The 14281-nt window shown below is 57.5% G+C and carries 14 protein-coding genes; 11 read left to right on the plus strand and 3 right to left on the minus strand.

Annotated elements, in window-relative coordinates; translation table 11 throughout:
• The first annotated feature begins 153 nt into the window (after window positions 1-153).
• From ACO6TI_RS14025 to ACO6TI_RS14040, 4 genes are all read left to right on the plus strand, one after another.
• Window positions 154-1026 (plus strand): metal ABC transporter substrate-binding protein, encoded by an 873-nt coding sequence (locus tag ACO6TI_RS14025; RefSeq protein WP_281926600.1) that lies wholly within the window; start codon window positions 154-156, stop codon window positions 1024-1026.
• Window positions 1027-1134: 108 nt separating this feature from the next.
• Window positions 1135-2007: a manganese/iron ABC transporter ATP-binding protein gene (locus ACO6TI_RS14030; protein ID WP_422385129.1), complete on the plus strand. Its 873-nt coding sequence runs from the start codon at window positions 1135-1137 to the stop codon at window positions 2005-2007.
• Window positions 2007-2924: a metal ABC transporter permease gene (locus tag ACO6TI_RS14035; protein ID WP_196877725.1), complete on the plus strand. Its 918-nt coding sequence runs from the start codon at window positions 2007-2009 to the stop codon at window positions 2922-2924. Before ACO6TI_RS14030 ends, ACO6TI_RS14035 begins: the two co-directional genes overlap by 1 nt.
• The gene (locus ACO6TI_RS14040) at window positions 2924-3790 is read left to right on the plus strand and encodes a metal ABC transporter permease (protein ID WP_422385130.1); all 867 of its coding nucleotides are present in this window, start codon (window positions 2924-2926) and stop codon (window positions 3788-3790) included. The genes ACO6TI_RS14035 and ACO6TI_RS14040 overlap by 1 nt, the downstream gene beginning before the upstream one ends.
• A gap of 39 nt (window positions 3791-3829) precedes the next feature.
• Here the strand turns inward: ACO6TI_RS14040 and ACO6TI_RS14045 are convergent, their stop codons facing one another.
• From ACO6TI_RS14045 to ACO6TI_RS14055, 3 genes are all read right to left on the minus strand, one after another.
• Window positions 3830-5203, minus strand: a complete 1374-nt coding sequence (locus ACO6TI_RS14045; protein WP_422385131.1) for an aspartate aminotransferase family protein — start codon at window positions 5201-5203, stop codon at window positions 3830-3832.
• 24 nt (window positions 5204-5227) lie between these two features.
• Window positions 5228-6703, minus strand: a complete 1476-nt coding sequence (locus ACO6TI_RS14050; RefSeq protein ID WP_422385132.1) for an NAD-dependent succinate-semialdehyde dehydrogenase — start codon at window positions 6701-6703, stop codon at window positions 5228-5230.
• A gap of 97 nt (window positions 6704-6800) precedes the next feature.
• Complete coding sequence (locus tag ACO6TI_RS14055) at window positions 6801-7322, minus strand: Lrp/AsnC family transcriptional regulator (RefSeq protein WP_173937345.1); 522 nt, start codon at window positions 7320-7322, stop codon at window positions 6801-6803.
• 63 nt (window positions 7323-7385) lie between these two features.
• Here ACO6TI_RS14055 and ACO6TI_RS14060 point away from each other — a divergent pair, with 63 nt between their 5' ends.
• From ACO6TI_RS14060 to eutB, 7 genes are all read left to right on the plus strand, one after another.
• Window positions 7386-8774 carry a PLP-dependent aminotransferase family protein gene (locus ACO6TI_RS14060; RefSeq protein ID WP_422385133.1) on the plus strand — a complete coding sequence of 463 codons (1389 nt, stop codon included), beginning with the start codon at window positions 7386-7388 and terminating at the stop codon, window positions 8772-8774.
• Window positions 8775-9004: 230 nt separating this feature from the next.
• Window positions 9005-10015, plus strand: coding sequence for a TRAP transporter substrate-binding protein DctP (gene dctP, locus ACO6TI_RS14065; protein ID WP_055112688.1), 1011 nt, complete (start codon window positions 9005-9007; stop codon window positions 10013-10015).
• An 85-nt stretch (window positions 10016-10100) separates the two neighbouring features.
• Entirely contained in the window at window positions 10101-10679 is a 579-nt protein-coding gene (locus ACO6TI_RS14070) for a TRAP transporter small permease (RefSeq protein ID WP_235808840.1), read from the plus strand.
• Window positions 10680-10699: 20 nt separating this feature from the next.
• The gene (locus ACO6TI_RS14075; protein WP_104703359.1) at window positions 10700-11983 is read left to right on the plus strand and encodes a TRAP transporter large permease subunit; all 1284 of its coding nucleotides are present in this window, start codon (window positions 10700-10702) and stop codon (window positions 11981-11983) included.
• Between the two features lie 11 nt (window positions 11984-11994).
• Window positions 11995-12432 carry a universal stress protein gene (locus ACO6TI_RS14080; RefSeq protein ID WP_104703521.1) on the plus strand — a complete coding sequence of 146 codons (438 nt, stop codon included), beginning with the start codon at window positions 11995-11997 and terminating at the stop codon, window positions 12430-12432.
• A 49-nt stretch (window positions 12433-12481) separates the two neighbouring features.
• On the plus strand, window positions 12482-13276 hold the full coding sequence (locus tag ACO6TI_RS14085) for an aspartate/glutamate racemase family protein (protein ID WP_422385134.1): 795 nt from the start codon (window positions 12482-12484) through the stop codon (window positions 13274-13276).
• Window positions 13273-14280 (plus strand): hydroxyectoine utilization dehydratase EutB, encoded by a 1008-nt coding sequence (gene eutB, locus ACO6TI_RS14090; RefSeq protein ID WP_422385135.1) that lies wholly within the window; start codon window positions 13273-13275, stop codon window positions 14278-14280. The genes ACO6TI_RS14085 and eutB overlap by 4 nt, the downstream gene beginning before the upstream one ends.
• Window position 14281 lies beyond the last annotated feature (1 nt).

Raw genomic sequence — 14281 nt, forward strand, 5'->3', positions numbered from 1 at the left:
CCCGTGCCAGCCTCCGTCAACACGAACTCATTTAATGCAAATCATTCGCAACAAGCTTGACAGATGCAAATGATTTGCAATATCAGTTGCAGGAGGAACGAAATTCCCTCTCAGGAGATCAGAATGCTCAAGAAATTCGTGCTGGCTGCGTCCATGACTGCGCTCACGGCGACCATAGCGTCCGGCGCGATTGCCGCGGACAAGATGAAGGTTGTGACCACCTTTACCGTGCTTGCAGATATCGCGAGCAACGTAGCTGGAGAGACCGCCGAGGTGGTGTCCATCACCAAACCAGGTGCAGAGATTCACGGCTATCAGCCGACACCGCAGGATATCGTGCGTGCCTCCGGTGCCGACCTGATCCTTTGGAACGGTATGAACCTGGAACTCTGGTTCGAGCAGTTCATCTCCAATCTGGGAGATATCCCCTCGGCAACGCTGACTGACGGCATCGATCCGATCTCCATTGGATCCGGCTCCTACAAAGGCAAGCCAAATCCCCATGCCTGGATGGGGCTCGACAATGCGCTCGTCTACATCGACAACATCGTCAAGGCGTTCTCGGAACAGGATCCGGAGAACGCAGCGACTTACGAGAAGAATGCCGCTGCCTACAAGGAGCAGCTCCGCGCGACAATCGAACCGCTGCGTGAGGCCGTTGCCGAGATCCCGGAAGAACAGCGTTGGCTTGTCACCTGCGAGGGCGCTTTCAGCTATCTGGCCCGCGATTTCGGCATGAAGGAACTCTATCTCTGGCCGATGAATGCCGACCAGGTCGGCACCCCGCAACAGGTGCGATCCGTCATCGACGGTGTGCGCGAGAACGAGATACCTGTCGTCTTCTGCGAAAGCACTGTGAATACCTCGCCGGCAAAGCAGGTCGCGCGCGAAACCGGGGCCAGCTACGGCGGCGAGCTCTATGTCGATTCCCTGAGCGAGCCCGGCGGCAAAGTGCCGACTTACCTGGATCTGTTGAAGGTGACCGCCGGAACGGTTGCGGACGGACTGAAATCAGCCGGCAACTGACGAACGGATTGGAGCCTCGCAACCACGTGCTGCGAGGTCGTGATTGTTAAGTGTCGAATAAAGCTCTTTAATAGGTGGCCCGTGCTTCAAATCGTCAAGGACCCGGAAATGGATGCGACCGCGACAGCGGATTCCGGCGGAATTTCTGCTGAAGATGTCACAGTCACCTACCGGAACGGCCATACCGCGCTCTGGAATGCCAGCTTTGCCATTCCAAAAGGTACGGTGACTGCACTGGTCGGGGTCAACGGCGCAGGAAAGTCGACGCTTTTCAAGGCCATCATGGGGTTCGTTCCAGCTGCCAGAGGCAGGATCAGAATTTTAGGCCTTCCGGTTCGTGATGCGCTTCGCAAGAACCTTGTCGCCTATGTTCCGCAGTCCGAGGAAGTTGACTGGTCCTTTCCGGTTCTGGTCGAGGATGTGGTCATGATGGGCCGATACGGCCATATGGGCTTTTTTCGCCGTCCCAGAAAATCCGATCATGAAGCCGTCGACCAGGCACTCATGCGCGTCAACATGCAGGATTTCCGGCACCGTCAGATCGGCGAGTTGTCCGGCGGCCAGCGCAAGCGCGTGTTTCTTGCCCGGGCCCTGGCGCAGGACGGGCAGGTCATATTGCTTGACGAGCCGTTTACCGGCGTTGACGTCAAGACAGAGGAACAGATCGTCGCGTTGTTGAAGGAATTGCGTGACGAGGGCAGGGTGATGCTCGTCTCAACGCACAATCTGGGCTCGGTGCCCGAATTCTGCGACCGGACCGTGCTGGTGAAGGGAACTGTCTTGGCCTACGGCGAAACGCAAACGACTTTCACCCGTGAAAATCTGGAGCAGGCTTTCGGCGGCGTCCTGCGACACTTCACGATTTCCGATCAGACGCTCCATACCGACGGCGACCAGCGCAAGGTAACCATCCTGACTGATGACGAACGTCCCTTTGTTCAGTACGGCGATGAAACCCAGACGACCGAAGGCGGCAGCTGATGGCAGCCCTCCTGGAACCGTTTGCCTATAACTACATGGTCAACGCCATGTGGGTGTCGGCGCTTGTGGGCGGCGTCTGTGCGTTTTTGTCCGCATATCTGATGCTGAAGGGCTGGTCGCTGATCGGAGATGCGCTGTCTCACTCCGTGGTTCCCGGTGTCGCCGGGGCCTATATCATCGGCCTGCCATTTTCACTCGGCGCGTTTATCGCAGGTGGCCTTGCGGCCGGAGCCATGCTGTTTCTTTCCGAACGGTCCGGATTGAAGGTCGATGTCATCATCGGATTGATCTTCACGTCCTTTTTTGGACTGGGGCTTTTCATTGTCTCCGTCAACCCGATGTCGGTCTCCATTCAGACCATCACCATGGGCAATATTCTGGCCATCACACCGGAAGATACCCTGCAACTTGCCATTATCGGTTTCGTGTCGCTGGCGGTTCTGCTTGCCAAGTGGAAGGACCTGATGGTCACCTTCTTCGATGAGAACCATGCCCGTTCGATCGGGCTGAGACCGGGATTGCTCAAGGCGGTCTTCTTCGTTCTGCTGTCTGCCTCCGTCGTGGCCGCCATGCAAACGGTCGGCGCGTTTCTGGTAATCGCAATGGTCGTTACGCCCGGTGCGACGGCCTATCTCCTGTGCGACCGGTTCCCGCGCCTGATCGCGCTCTCTGTTGCTATCGGCGCGCTGACAAGCTTTGCCGGTGCCTATGTCAGCTATTTCCTCGACGGGGCAACCGGTGGCATCATCGTGACGCTGCAGACACTGATTTTCCTGGTCGCTTTCCTGCTGGCTCCCAAGCACGGATTGCTGGCGGCCCGCCGGAAGGCGGCGGATGCCCTGCGAAACGGGCCGGCAGATTCAACGATGCCTCCTGAGTGGGTATCCGGCCGACAGGAAAAGGGGGAGACGATCTGATGGACCTCGACACGCTTCTGCTGCCTTTCAAGTTTCCCTTCATGCTGAACGCCTTCCTGATCTGCATCATCGTTTCGGTTCCAACGGCCCTGCTTTCGTGTTTCCTGGTCATGAAAGGCTGGGCGCTGATGGGCGATGCGGTCAGCCACGCCATTCTGCCGGGCATCGTGATTGCCTATATTTTCGGGATTCCGCTTCTGATCGGTGCCTTCGCCGCTGGGATGATCTGTGCGCTCGCAACGGGATATCTCGCCGGAAACAGCCGGGTGAAGCAGGATACAGTGATGGGTGTGGTGTTTTCCGGCATGTTCGGGCTCGGCATCGTGCTCTATGTCGCTGTCGAAACCAACGCCCATCTGGACCATATCCTGTTCGGCAACATGCTCGGTGTCGGTACGCAGGATCTCTTGACGGCCGGTGTTATCGCCGCGCTGGTCGGTGCCGGTCTTGTTCTGAAGTGGAAGGACCTGGTCCTGCACAGTTTCGATGCGGCCCAGGCGCAAGCCTCGGGACTGCCGGTCAACCTGCTTCACTATGGTCTTCTGGCTGCACTCTCGCTAACAATCGTGGCAACCCTGTCCGCTGCGGGGCTCATTCTCGCGATCGGTCTTCTGATCGCCCCGGGTGCCATCGCCTTTCTGCTGGTGCGCACATTCGGGACGATGCTGTGGGTTTCCGTCCTCGTGTGCATGGCGTCGATGCTTGCCGGAACATATGCAAGCTTCTTTCTCGACAGCGCCCCGGCACCGACGATTGTGCTGATCCTGTCAGGTCTTTTTGTTGTCGCCTTTGTCCGGCGCCTGGTGCTGACACACAGGGCGTCGATGCTGCGAGTGGCGTCAGATGGTGACCCCTCAACCCGGTAACAGGTCTCCGGGTGTCCCCGGAGACCTGTGAATGCATTCTCAGCGGCCAAGAACCGATACAACGCTTTTCATCATGGCATCCACGATCTGCTGTGCTTCGGCGCCCGTGAGGCACAGCGGAGGGGCGAAGCCTATGATGTCGCCCTGGGGCATTGCCCGTGCAATAACCCCGTTTTTCAGGAGTTCACCTGCAATCGTGGGCCCGATCTTCTTTGACGGGTCGAAGAACCGGCGAGTTTCCCTGTCTTCGGCGAATTCCACTGCCATCAATAATCCTTCGCCTCGGATTTCACCGACATTCGGATGATCACCCAGGGCGTCGCGCATCGCAGAAGTAAAGTGTGATCCGACCACGCCGGCATTCTCGACGAGATTGAGTTCGTCGACCAGCTTCAGGTTGGCAATGGCTGCCGCCGCGCCTATCGGATGGGCGGAATAGGTCCAGCCGTGACCGATCGGACCGGTTTCGTCTGTCCCTTTCATCAGCACATCCCAGACCTTGTTTGACACGATCGATCCGGACAGCGGCGCGTAGGCCGACGTCAGGCCTTTCGCAATGGTGATGATGTCGGCCTCGATGCCATAGTGTTCGGATCCGAACATCGAGCCGAGACGGCCGAAACCTGTGACCACTTCGTCCGCGATCAAAAGAATATCGTGCTTCTTGAGGACCGGCTGGATCGCCTGCCAGTAACCTTTGGGTGGGGGTACGAGCCCGCCAGTGCCCATGGCCGGTTCACCGATGAACGCAGCGATGGTATCTGCACCTTCTCGCTCGATCATGGCTTCCAGTTCGGCGACGCAGTGCGATACGAAATCCGCTTCGCTCATGGCCAGGTCCGGCCGGCGGAAATAGTAGGGTGCTTCGGTGTGCAGCACGTTGTCGAACGGCAGGTCGAACTTCTTGTGGAAGAGCTCAAGTCCTGTCAGCGACCCTGTCATCAGTCCGGACCCGTGATAGCCGCGCCAGCGTGAAATGATTTTCTTCTTTTCGGGACGGCCGAGGATGTTGTTGTAGTACCAGACCAGTTTGATGTTGGTTTCGTTCGCGTCGGACCCGCCGAGCCCGAAATAGACCTTGGACATGTTGTCCGGAGCCCGGTCCAGGATCATCTTTGACAAGGTGATCGACGCTTCCGTGCCGTGGCCGACATAGGCATGATAGTAGGCAAGTTTCCTGGCCTGCTCGGCGATCGCCTCGGCAATTTCCTGACGGCCATAGCCGACATTGACGCAGTAAAGGCCCGCAAAGGCATCCAGAAGCCTGTTGCCGTCCCGGTCCTCTATGTGAACACCTGATCCGGTCTCAATGATCCTGGAGTGTGCTTCCCCGCGCGCATGTTGGGCGAGATGGGTCGAAGGGTGAAAGAAATTCTCGCGATCCCACTGATCGAGCTGGTCGTTGCGAAGCATATTCTGTCCTTTGTTGTTGTCTGGTCACGCCCAATCGCGGCAAACATATTTGACGTCCATGAATTCTGCCATGCCCATCCGGGCGCCTTCCCGTCCAAGGCCCGACTGCTTCATTCCGCCGAACGGGATCGGAGCCCCGGTGACTTTCGTTCTGTTGACCGCCACCATGCCGAACTGCAAGTGGCGGCTGGCCCGGTATATCCGTCGCGGGTCGCTGGTATGCACATAGGCGACCAGACCGAATTCGGTGTCGTTCGCCCGCTGGAGCGCTTCAACCTCGTCATCGAACGGGGCAATGGCGGCAACGGGCCCGAATGTTTCTTCGTTCATGATCCTGGCGCTGGCAGGAACGTCGCACAGAACTGTGGGTTCGAAAAACAACGGTCCGGCCTTGTGACGCTTGCCACCGCAAAGGAGCTGCGCGCCCGATTGGATTGCATCGGCAACATGACTTTCCTGCTTTTCCACGGCCCCGGCGTTCATCAGCGGACCGATATCCGGATCAGTCCAGCCTGCGCCGACGGTGAGTTCACGCGTGCGGGCTGCCAGGCGTTGGCAGAAAATCTCGTAAACCGGGCGTTCTACCAGAAACCGGTTGGCCCCAAGGCAGTCCTGTCCCGAGGTCGCGAATTTTGCCTTGATCGCTTCGTCCACGGCAAGATCGAGGTCGCAGTCGGCAAAGACGAGAAACGGCGCATGGCCGCCAAGTTCCAGAACCATGCGCTTGATCGTGCCCGCGCTCTGGCGGTAAAGCAGCTTGCCGACATCCGTCGACCCGGTGAAGGACACCGCACGAACACGGGCATCTTCCATCCAGGGCGCGACGATTGTCGACGGATCACCCGTAATGACGCTGAAGACGCCTGCGGGTAGTCCCGCACGTTCGGCAAGTTCGGCAAGGGCCAGGCACGAATATGGTGTTTCCCCGGAGGGATGAACGACCACGGGGCACCCGGCTGCAAGCGCAGCCGCAGCTTTGCGGGTGACCATCGCACTGGGAAAATTCCACGGCGTGATCAGAGCCGCAACACCCACAGGTTCGAGCCAGACTTCGACTTCGGCATCCGGCAGGTGCGATGTCACGCCCTCGACATTGGGACGCTTGGCTTCCTCGGCGTAGAATTCGACAAAGGACGCTCCGTAGTCGATCTCGCCCCGGGCCTCGGACAGCGGTTTGCCTTGCTCAAGCGTCATGATCTGAGCAAGGTCTTCGCGGTTTTCCAGGATAAGTTCGAACCACTGGCGCAGGATCGTGGCCCGCTGTTGCGGCAGCAGGTTTGCCCAGGCGGCAAAACTCCGGTGCGCGGCATCGACCGCATCGCGACTTTCAGCACCGCTCAGCTTCGCCACTTCTCCGACATGGTCACCCGTTGCAGGATCAAGGACCGGGAATGTCTCTCCGTCCCTGTTCGCAATCCACTTTCCGTCGACATAGGCAAACGAACGGAAAAGACGTTTGTCCCTCAGATGAAATGTTGTCGTTTCCTGGTGAACAGGCATTCCCATTGATCCGGCCTCCGGTTTTCATGGCCGCATCGTAAGAGCGCGGATCTGGAGGAAACGACCATAAACATGCGCCGGGGCAGACGATCTTTTCTTAACTGCCGTCACTGCCAGCAGCTTCGTCTCCGGGCGAATTGCCGAGCAGAATGCCAAACGGGGGAGCACCGCGAAGTTTGACCTGTTTGGTCACGACATAGGTGTAGTAGCGGGCGAGACCGATCTTGCCGTCCAGCAGTGTGTCGATCAGGCGCTGGTAGCTGTCTATATCCTTCGTGATGACTTGCAGAACATAGTCGAACCCGCCACCGATGGCCCAGCAGGCCACGATCTCGTCATGATGGTTGATCGTGCGTTCGAATGTCTGGAAGCTCTCCGCCCGGTGGTTTTCAAGCTCGACAGTCACGAAAACCTCGATATGGGCGGCAACACCCTTCAGGGAAATTTCGGCGCTGTACCCGCGAATGATACCGGCTTTTTCAAGGCGTTTCAGACGTTCCCAAAGCGGTGTCGGCGACAGGTTGACCCGTTTGGCAAGGTCGGCCTTTGCCAATCTGCCTTCCCGGGACAGGATGGACAGTATTTTCAGGTCGCGATCGTCGAGTTTCAGCCCAATCATGGCGCGACCATGAACAGGATGAATTGACTTGTCAATTGTTATGAAAATCGTCAGTATGAAATCATGACAATATGGAAGAATTTCCCCGAAACAATCCCACGTCCCGCCTACCGCTCGCTCGCCGACCTGATATCCGATGCGATCGACAACGGGGATCTGAGGGTCGGTGAACGGCTTCCGACGCATCGTGAATTGGCCTATCAGCTTGATTTGAGTGTCCAGACCATCAGCCGGGCCTACGACGAGCTCATCCGGCGTGGCCTCATAGAAGGGCAGGTCGGGCGGGGAACGTTTGTCAGCTCGGGACCAGCCAAATCGAACTGGCCTTTCGTCCCGGCAGGTCAGGACGGGCAACTGGTCGATCTTTCGATCCTCAAACCCGTGACCGCGCCGGTTCACAGGGAAAGAATGAGTGCGGCTTTTGCCGAGCTTTCAGACACTCTGGCTGATACATCCATCTTCTCGTTCAAGCCGTCCAATGCGCTGCAGCCGTTCAAGAGGGCGGCCATTGCCTGGCTGGCGCGCTGCGGTCTCAGCTGTGCACCTGACTCGATCATCATGACGAACGGTGCGACACCGGCCATGACGACAGCGCTGATGACGGCGGCGAATGCGGGCGAACTCGTGCTGACGGAGGCCATGTGTCATCACACGCTCATTCCACTCGCCAGATACATGGATTTGCGTCTGGAGGGCATTCCTCTCGATCATGAAGGCATCGTGCCGGACGAACTCGAAAGAATCTGCAGATCCAAGCCGGTGAAGTCGCTCTATGTCATGCCGAGCGGCTTGAATCCACTGGCTCGCATGATGGGAAGTGACCGGCGGGAAGCGCTAGCCGCACTTGCGCGCAAATATGACTTCACAATTATCGAGAACGACGCATGGGGACCGATCCAGCCGGACCGGCCGCCGCCGATCGCCGCCTTCGCGCCCGAGCGGACGTTCTATTTCACAAGCTTTACAAAGTGCCTGTTTCCCGGGCTTCGGCACGGATATCTCGTTGTTCCCGAATTGCTGGCGTCAGCCGCCGCCAATCGTCACCTGGTAACAGATTGGGTGGCAACGCCCATTATGGCGGAAATCGCTTCCCTCTTCATAGAAAACGGAACTGCGGACGAACTATTGTCATGGCAGAAGGCCGCACTGGGGCGGCGAAATGCGATGGTGGCAAAGATTCTGGACGGCATCCCGTTTGGGGCGAGTCCCAACGGAATGCACATCTGGTTGCCGCTGCCGGGGTCCTGGACCGAGGAAGCTTTCGTTGCCAATGCCAGGCAGAAAGGTGTCGCGGTGGCACCGGGTTCTGCATTCGCCATTTCAGATACCACCGCCAACCACAGTGTCCGTATTTGCCTAGGGGGCATACAGGAGGAAGCGCTGGCACGCGGCGTGCAGCTGATCGCGCGCCTTTACAAAAGTCCTCCGGAGCCTGCCTTGCTGGCATTCTGAATGCGTTTATATGTTAAAATTGTCATGATTTAATGTTTTGATTGACTCTTAATTGTCCTCATTTCAAGTTGAGGCAATAACAACAACCCGGAAATTCAATTGAACGGCTGTCACGTCTTTTCGTGCGGACCGGTGCCGATGGGATGTGCCTTGAGTGTCATCTCCGCGGACACTCTCCGTGTGTCTGGAAAGGCGTGTTGGCCAGGGAACAGCAAAAGCAGGTCAAATTCATGAAAACCAAATTCAGAACACTCCTTGCCAGCACGGCAATGCTTCTTGCCGGTGCGACCCTGTCGCACGCCGCTGACTGGAAATACGCCTTTGAGGAATCCCTGACGGACGTGCAGGGAGTTTACGCCACGAAGTTCAAGGAAGCAGTCGAAGCGAATTCCGATCATACGATCACGTTGTTTCCCTATGGCTCGCTGGGCGAGTCCGCCGACATCATGGAGCAGACGCAGGCCGGCCTGCTTCAGTTCGTCAACCAGTCTCCCGGTTTCACCGGAGCCCTGATCCCCGAAGCACAGGTGTTCTTTGTTCCCTACCTGCTTCCGACCGATCAGGATCATCTCGGCCGTTTCTTCAAGAATTCCAAGGCGATCAACGAGGATTTCGTCGGTCTTTATGCAAACCAGGGACTGGAACTCCTGTCCATGTATCCGGAAGGCGAGGTGGCGATGACCACCAAGTCACCCGTGAAGAGCTGTGCGGATCTTGATGAAGTCAAATTTCGCGTGATGACCAATCCGCTGCTGGTGGAATCCTACAAGGCCTTTGGTGCCACGCCGACACCGTTGCCGTGGGGCGAGGTCTATGGCGGCTTGCAGACCAACATCATCCAGGGGCAGGAGAACCCGACGTTCTTCCTCTTTTCCACCAAGATCTACGAAGTGACAGACCACATCACCTATGCGGGCCACAACAACTTCACCACCGCGCTGATGGCCAACAAGCAGTTCTATGATGGTTTGAGTGCCGAAGAGCAGAAGGTCGTCCAGGACGCCGCCGCATCCGCCTTCGACTACATTGTCGGATATCAGAAAAGCCTGGCGGACAGCGAACTTGACAAGATCAAGGAAGCAAAACCCGCAATGACCATCACTGTCCTGTCGGACGAAGAGCGGGCCTGCTTCAAGAATGCGGCCGCCGAAGTGGAGGCGAAGTTCATCGAAATGACCGGAGAGGGCGGCAAGGCCATCCTCGACCAGATGAAAGCGGATCTGGACGCAACACGCGACTGACCGGGTCCTGAACGACCCGGTGCTCTGGTGCGGGAGGCAGCAGTTTGCAAGCCTCCCGCGAGTCACGAACCGGCTGGAGAGAACGGTGAAAAGCGACGATCCCAACAGCACTGATCAACATCAGATGAACGGCTTTCTCGGGGTGCTCGATACGGCAGTCAGCCGTGTTGAATCCTTCATGCTGGCATTCGGCGTTCTTTTGATGGCAGCCAACACGGTCATCAATGTCGTTGGTCGGTTCGTGTTTCAGCACAGCTTGTTTTTTTCAGAAGAACTGAACCGGATTCTGATCATCCTGATCACGTTTGCAGGCATCAGTTACGCCGCGCGACAGGGTCGCCACATCCGGATGTCGGCTATTTTCGACATGATGCCTGCGCGCATCCGCAAGGTCATGATGATCCTGATCGCCTGCGTCACCTCACTGGCCATGTTCGCGCTCTGCATTTTCGCGATCCGATACATCACCAGCGTTGCGGCCTCGGGCCGGGTTCTTCCCGCATTGGCCATTCCGGTCTTCTGGATTTTTCTATGGGTACCTGTCGGGTTTTTCATGACCGGCGTCCAGTACGCGCTGACCGCGGTCAAGAACATTTTCGACAAGGATATCTACCTCTCGACCCAGGTGCTTGAGGGTTACGAAGACGACGAGTTCGAAGTCTAGAGGTTGACGAGGTAGGACCGATGGCGCTCACAATTTTTCTCATCATGGTCGTTCTGCTGCTGCTCGGCTTTCCCATGATGATACCGCTGCTTGCCGCAACGTTTACCGGCTTCATGATGCTGTTCGGTGATATCGGCAAGACGGACTTCATGGTTCAGCAGATCATGGCGGGGATTCGTCCGGCGTCGCTGATTGCAGTTCCAATGTTCATCCTTGCGGCAGACATCATGACGCGTGGACAGTCAGCCGGCAGATTGATCGACATGGTCATGAAGTTTGTCGGTCATGTCAAAGGTGGTCTTGCCGTCAGCACGGCAACGGCCTGTACCCTGTTCGGAGCTGTTTCCGGATCGACCCAGGCGACTGTCGTTGCCGTTGGTTCGCCACTGCGCCCGCGCATGCTCAAGGCCGGATACAAGGACTCGTTTGTCCTGGCACTCATCATCAATGCCTCGGACATCGCCTTTCTGATCCCGCCGTCCATCGGCATGATCATCTATGGCGTGATCTCCAGCACGTCGATTGCAGAATTGTTCATTGCCGGTATCGGGCCGGGTCTTCTGTTGCTCGTGCTGTTTTCCGCCTACAGCATGATATATGCGACGGTAAAAGGTGTTCCGACCGAGCCGAAGGCCAGTTGGGGAGAGCGGTTGGCCTCGGTCAGGAGAGCGGTCTGGCCACTCGGATTTCCGCTGATCATCGTCGGTGGAATTTACGGTGGCGTTTTCAGCCCGACGGAAGCTGCGGCCGTATGCGTACTCTATGCCGTGTTCCTCGAATTCGTGGTGTTCAGGTCCCTGAAATGGCCGGAAATGTACACCATCGCGAAATCCACCGGACTGATCACGGCCGTTGTCTTCATTCTTGTGGGGGCTGGCGCCTCTTTTTCCTGGGTGATTTCGTTCGCGCAGGTGCCACAGCAGATCCTGGCGAGTATCGGGATTACGGAGATGGGACCGCACGGCGTCCTGGCTGTCATTTCGATTGCATTCTTCATTGGCTGCATGTTCGTCGACCCGATCGTGGTGATCCTGATTCTGGTGCCGATCTTTGCGCCGGTCGTGAAGTCGGTGGGACTTGATCCAGTGCTGGTGGGCACGATCATCACGCTGCAGGTTGCCATCGGTTCCGCAACACCTCCCTTCGGATGTGACATCTTCACGGCGATTGCCATATTCAAGCGGCCTTACATTGATGTCATTCGCGGTATTTTCCCGTTCACGGTCATTCTGCTGTGCGTCTCCGCCGCGCTGATCTTCTTTCCTCAGATTGCGCTGTTCCTGCGTGACCTGGCTTTCCGATGATGGGGGCAATCATGTTCAAAAACATCCTGGTTGCGGTCGATGGGTCGCAGGGTGCCCAAAAGGCTCTTGGTGTCGCAGTCGGGCTTCAGTCCTGCTGCGGTGCGGATCTGCTGATCCTGACGGTCTACAGGCACCACTCCCTGCTTGAAGCGTCAATGTCCATGGTGCGCCCTGATGATCCCTCGCCACCGGATGAGGCCATGCGTGACCATGCCAGGGAGATCGCGGAACAGGCGAAGGAGTTTGCGAGGCGGGCAGGGGCCGGAACAGTGCGCGCGTTCGTAAAAATCGGCCAGCCGGCCCGGACAATCGTGAAATTCGCCGAAGAACACGATGTTGATGTCATCGTTGTCGGCAGTCGTGGTCTTGGCGATGTCGAGGGATTTTTGCTCGGCAGCGTGTCGCACAAGATCACCAGCCTGGCGGATTGCCCGGTTCTGGTCGTGTAGAAGTCTCAATCAGGCGCCGCTTCAAACGGCACCCTCACAGGAAATCAAAATGGCAAGAGTTGTGCCTTCAATATCGTCTGAGGAAGTCCGTTTCGACATTCCGGAAACGGCAAGGTTCGGTCTGGTCGCACTCGCGACGGACCTGACCAGCGAAAGGGATCTTTATCGGCAGATGCAGGGCAGGGATGTCGCGATTCATGTGTCCCGGCTCGCGTTCGAAAACCCGACAACACCCGACAACCTGCAGCTGATGGCGCCTCGCCTTGTCAAGGCAGCCGGACTATTGGCACCTGTCTCGCCTCTGAAGGCGGTTTGTTACAGCTGCACGGCAGCCACCGTTGTTATCGGCGATCATGAAGTGCGCAGCTCAATCCAGAAAGAGCTGCCGGGAATTCCCGTCGTGACACCCACAGCGGCGGCGATCAGAGCTTTCGAGGCACTCGACGTCCGCCGAATTGCCGTTCTGACGCCTTACACGATTGCCACGAGCCAGCCGATGGCGGATTTCTTCACCAGTGAGGGACTGGATGTTGTCAATTTCGATTGTCTTGGTGTCGAGGACGATCGTGACATGGCCCGTATCAGCCGTCAGACAATCATCAATGCGGCGGTTGCCGCTGATCGGAAGGATGCCCAGGCCGTGTTCATTTCGTGTACGGCCTTGCCCGCGCTTGACAGCATCGTAGAAATCGAGGACCGCATCGGGAAACCTGTGGTGACGTCAAACCAGGCTGCCAGTTGGCTCTTGACCCGATTGGGCGGTCTTTCCGATCATCGCCCTGCCGAATTCGGAAAACTCTATTCGTTTGATCTTGCAAGTGAGAAGGTCCGAGACATCGCATGAACCCCAACTCTTTCCAGTTTGCTCCGGAAACCTTCACACAAGCACGAACACGGATCGCGGACAGGATCCTGCGCACCCCGATGGTTCATTCCTCGAGCCTGAGCGAGCGGGCCGGCGTGCCGGTTCACCTGAAGCTTGAACAATTGCAGAAAACGGGAAGCTTCAAGTTGCGCGGCGCTACCAATGCCGTGCTGGCGCTGGATGAAACGGCGCAGGCAAACGGCGTCGTTGGCGTTTCAACCGGCAATCACGGACGCGGGCTCGCCTATGCTGCAAGGCAGGCAGGCGTCAAATGCATCATCTGCATGTCCCGCCTCGTGCCGCAAAACAAGATCGACGGCATCAGGGCACAAGGTGCCGAAGTGCGAATTGTCGGGTCTTCACAGGACGAGGCCCAGGTTGAGGTCGACAGACTGGTTGATGAAGAGGGAATGACCCTTCTTCCACCATTTGACCACAAGGATATCATTGCCGGTCAGGGAACATTGGGTCTTGAACTTCTGGAGGACGTTCCGGACGTGGAGACTGTTCTCGTGCCGCTTTCCGGTGGCGGGCTCATTTCCGGTGTCGCCGAAGCGGTCAAGGCGCGAAAACCGGATGTGAAGATCATCGGTGTTTCCATGGAACGCGGGGCCGCAATGGCCGCCTCTCAGGCTGCCGGCCATCCGGTTCAGGTTCCCGAATTGCCGACACTGGCGGATTCTCTCGGCGGTGGCATCGGCCTGGAGAACCGGTATACGTTCAATGTTGTGCGGGACCTTGTCGACAATATCGTTCTTTTGAACGAAGCGGAAATTGCGGCCGGCATACGTCACGCCTACTGGCAGGAGCGGCAGGTTGTTGAAGGTTCGGGAGCTGTTTGCCTGGCTGCCCTTGTCGCCGACAAGGCGAAGCTTGCAGGTCCTTCGGTGGCATTGTTGTCCGGATGCAATATCGACATGAACATGCATCAGCGCATCATTTCCGGTGAGGATGTCGATGTTGCCGGTGAAGGGGAGACCTGAA

The sequence above is a fragment of the Roseibium album genome (assembly GCF_965233825.1).
Classification (GTDB): domain Bacteria; phylum Pseudomonadota; class Alphaproteobacteria; order Rhizobiales; family Stappiaceae; genus Roseibium; species Roseibium album.

Coding starts and splice junctions, on each gene's coding strand:
- ACO6TI_RS14050 (WP_422385132.1), bottom strand. CDS start 6,703: ATGCCTGTTCACCAGGAAACGACAACATTTCATCTGAGGGACAAACGT.
- ACO6TI_RS14040 (WP_422385130.1), top strand. CDS start 2,924: ATGGACCTCGACACGCTTCTGCTGCCTTTCAAGTTTCCCTTCATGCTG.
- ACO6TI_RS14055 (WP_173937345.1), bottom strand. CDS start 7,322: ATGATTGGGCTGAAACTCGACGATCGCGACCTGAAAATACTGTCCATC.
- ACO6TI_RS14035 (WP_196877725.1), top strand. CDS start 2,007: ATGGCAGCCCTCCTGGAACCGTTTGCCTATAACTACATGGTCAACGCC.
- ACO6TI_RS14045 (WP_422385131.1), bottom strand. CDS start 5,203: ATGCTTCGCAACGACCAGCTCGATCAGTGGGATCGCGAGAATTTCTTT.
- ACO6TI_RS14085 (WP_422385134.1), top strand. CDS start 12,482: ATGGCAAGAGTTGTGCCTTCAATATCGTCTGAGGAAGTCCGTTTCGAC.
- ACO6TI_RS14080 (WP_104703521.1), top strand. CDS start 11,995: ATGTTCAAAAACATCCTGGTTGCGGTCGATGGGTCGCAGGGTGCCCAA.
- eutB (WP_422385135.1), top strand. CDS start 13,273: ATGAACCCCAACTCTTTCCAGTTTGCTCCGGAAACCTTCACACAAGCA.
- ACO6TI_RS14060 (WP_422385133.1), top strand. CDS start 7,386: ATGACAATATGGAAGAATTTCCCCGAAACAATCCCACGTCCCGCCTAC.
- ACO6TI_RS14025 (WP_281926600.1), top strand. CDS start 154: ATGACTGCGCTCACGGCGACCATAGCGTCCGGCGCGATTGCCGCGGAC.
- ACO6TI_RS14030 (WP_422385129.1), top strand. CDS start 1,135: ATGGATGCGACCGCGACAGCGGATTCCGGCGGAATTTCTGCTGAAGAT.
- dctP (WP_055112688.1), top strand. CDS start 9,005: ATGAAAACCAAATTCAGAACACTCCTTGCCAGCACGGCAATGCTTCTT.
- ACO6TI_RS14075 (WP_104703359.1), top strand. CDS start 10,700: ATGGCGCTCACAATTTTTCTCATCATGGTCGTTCTGCTGCTGCTCGGC.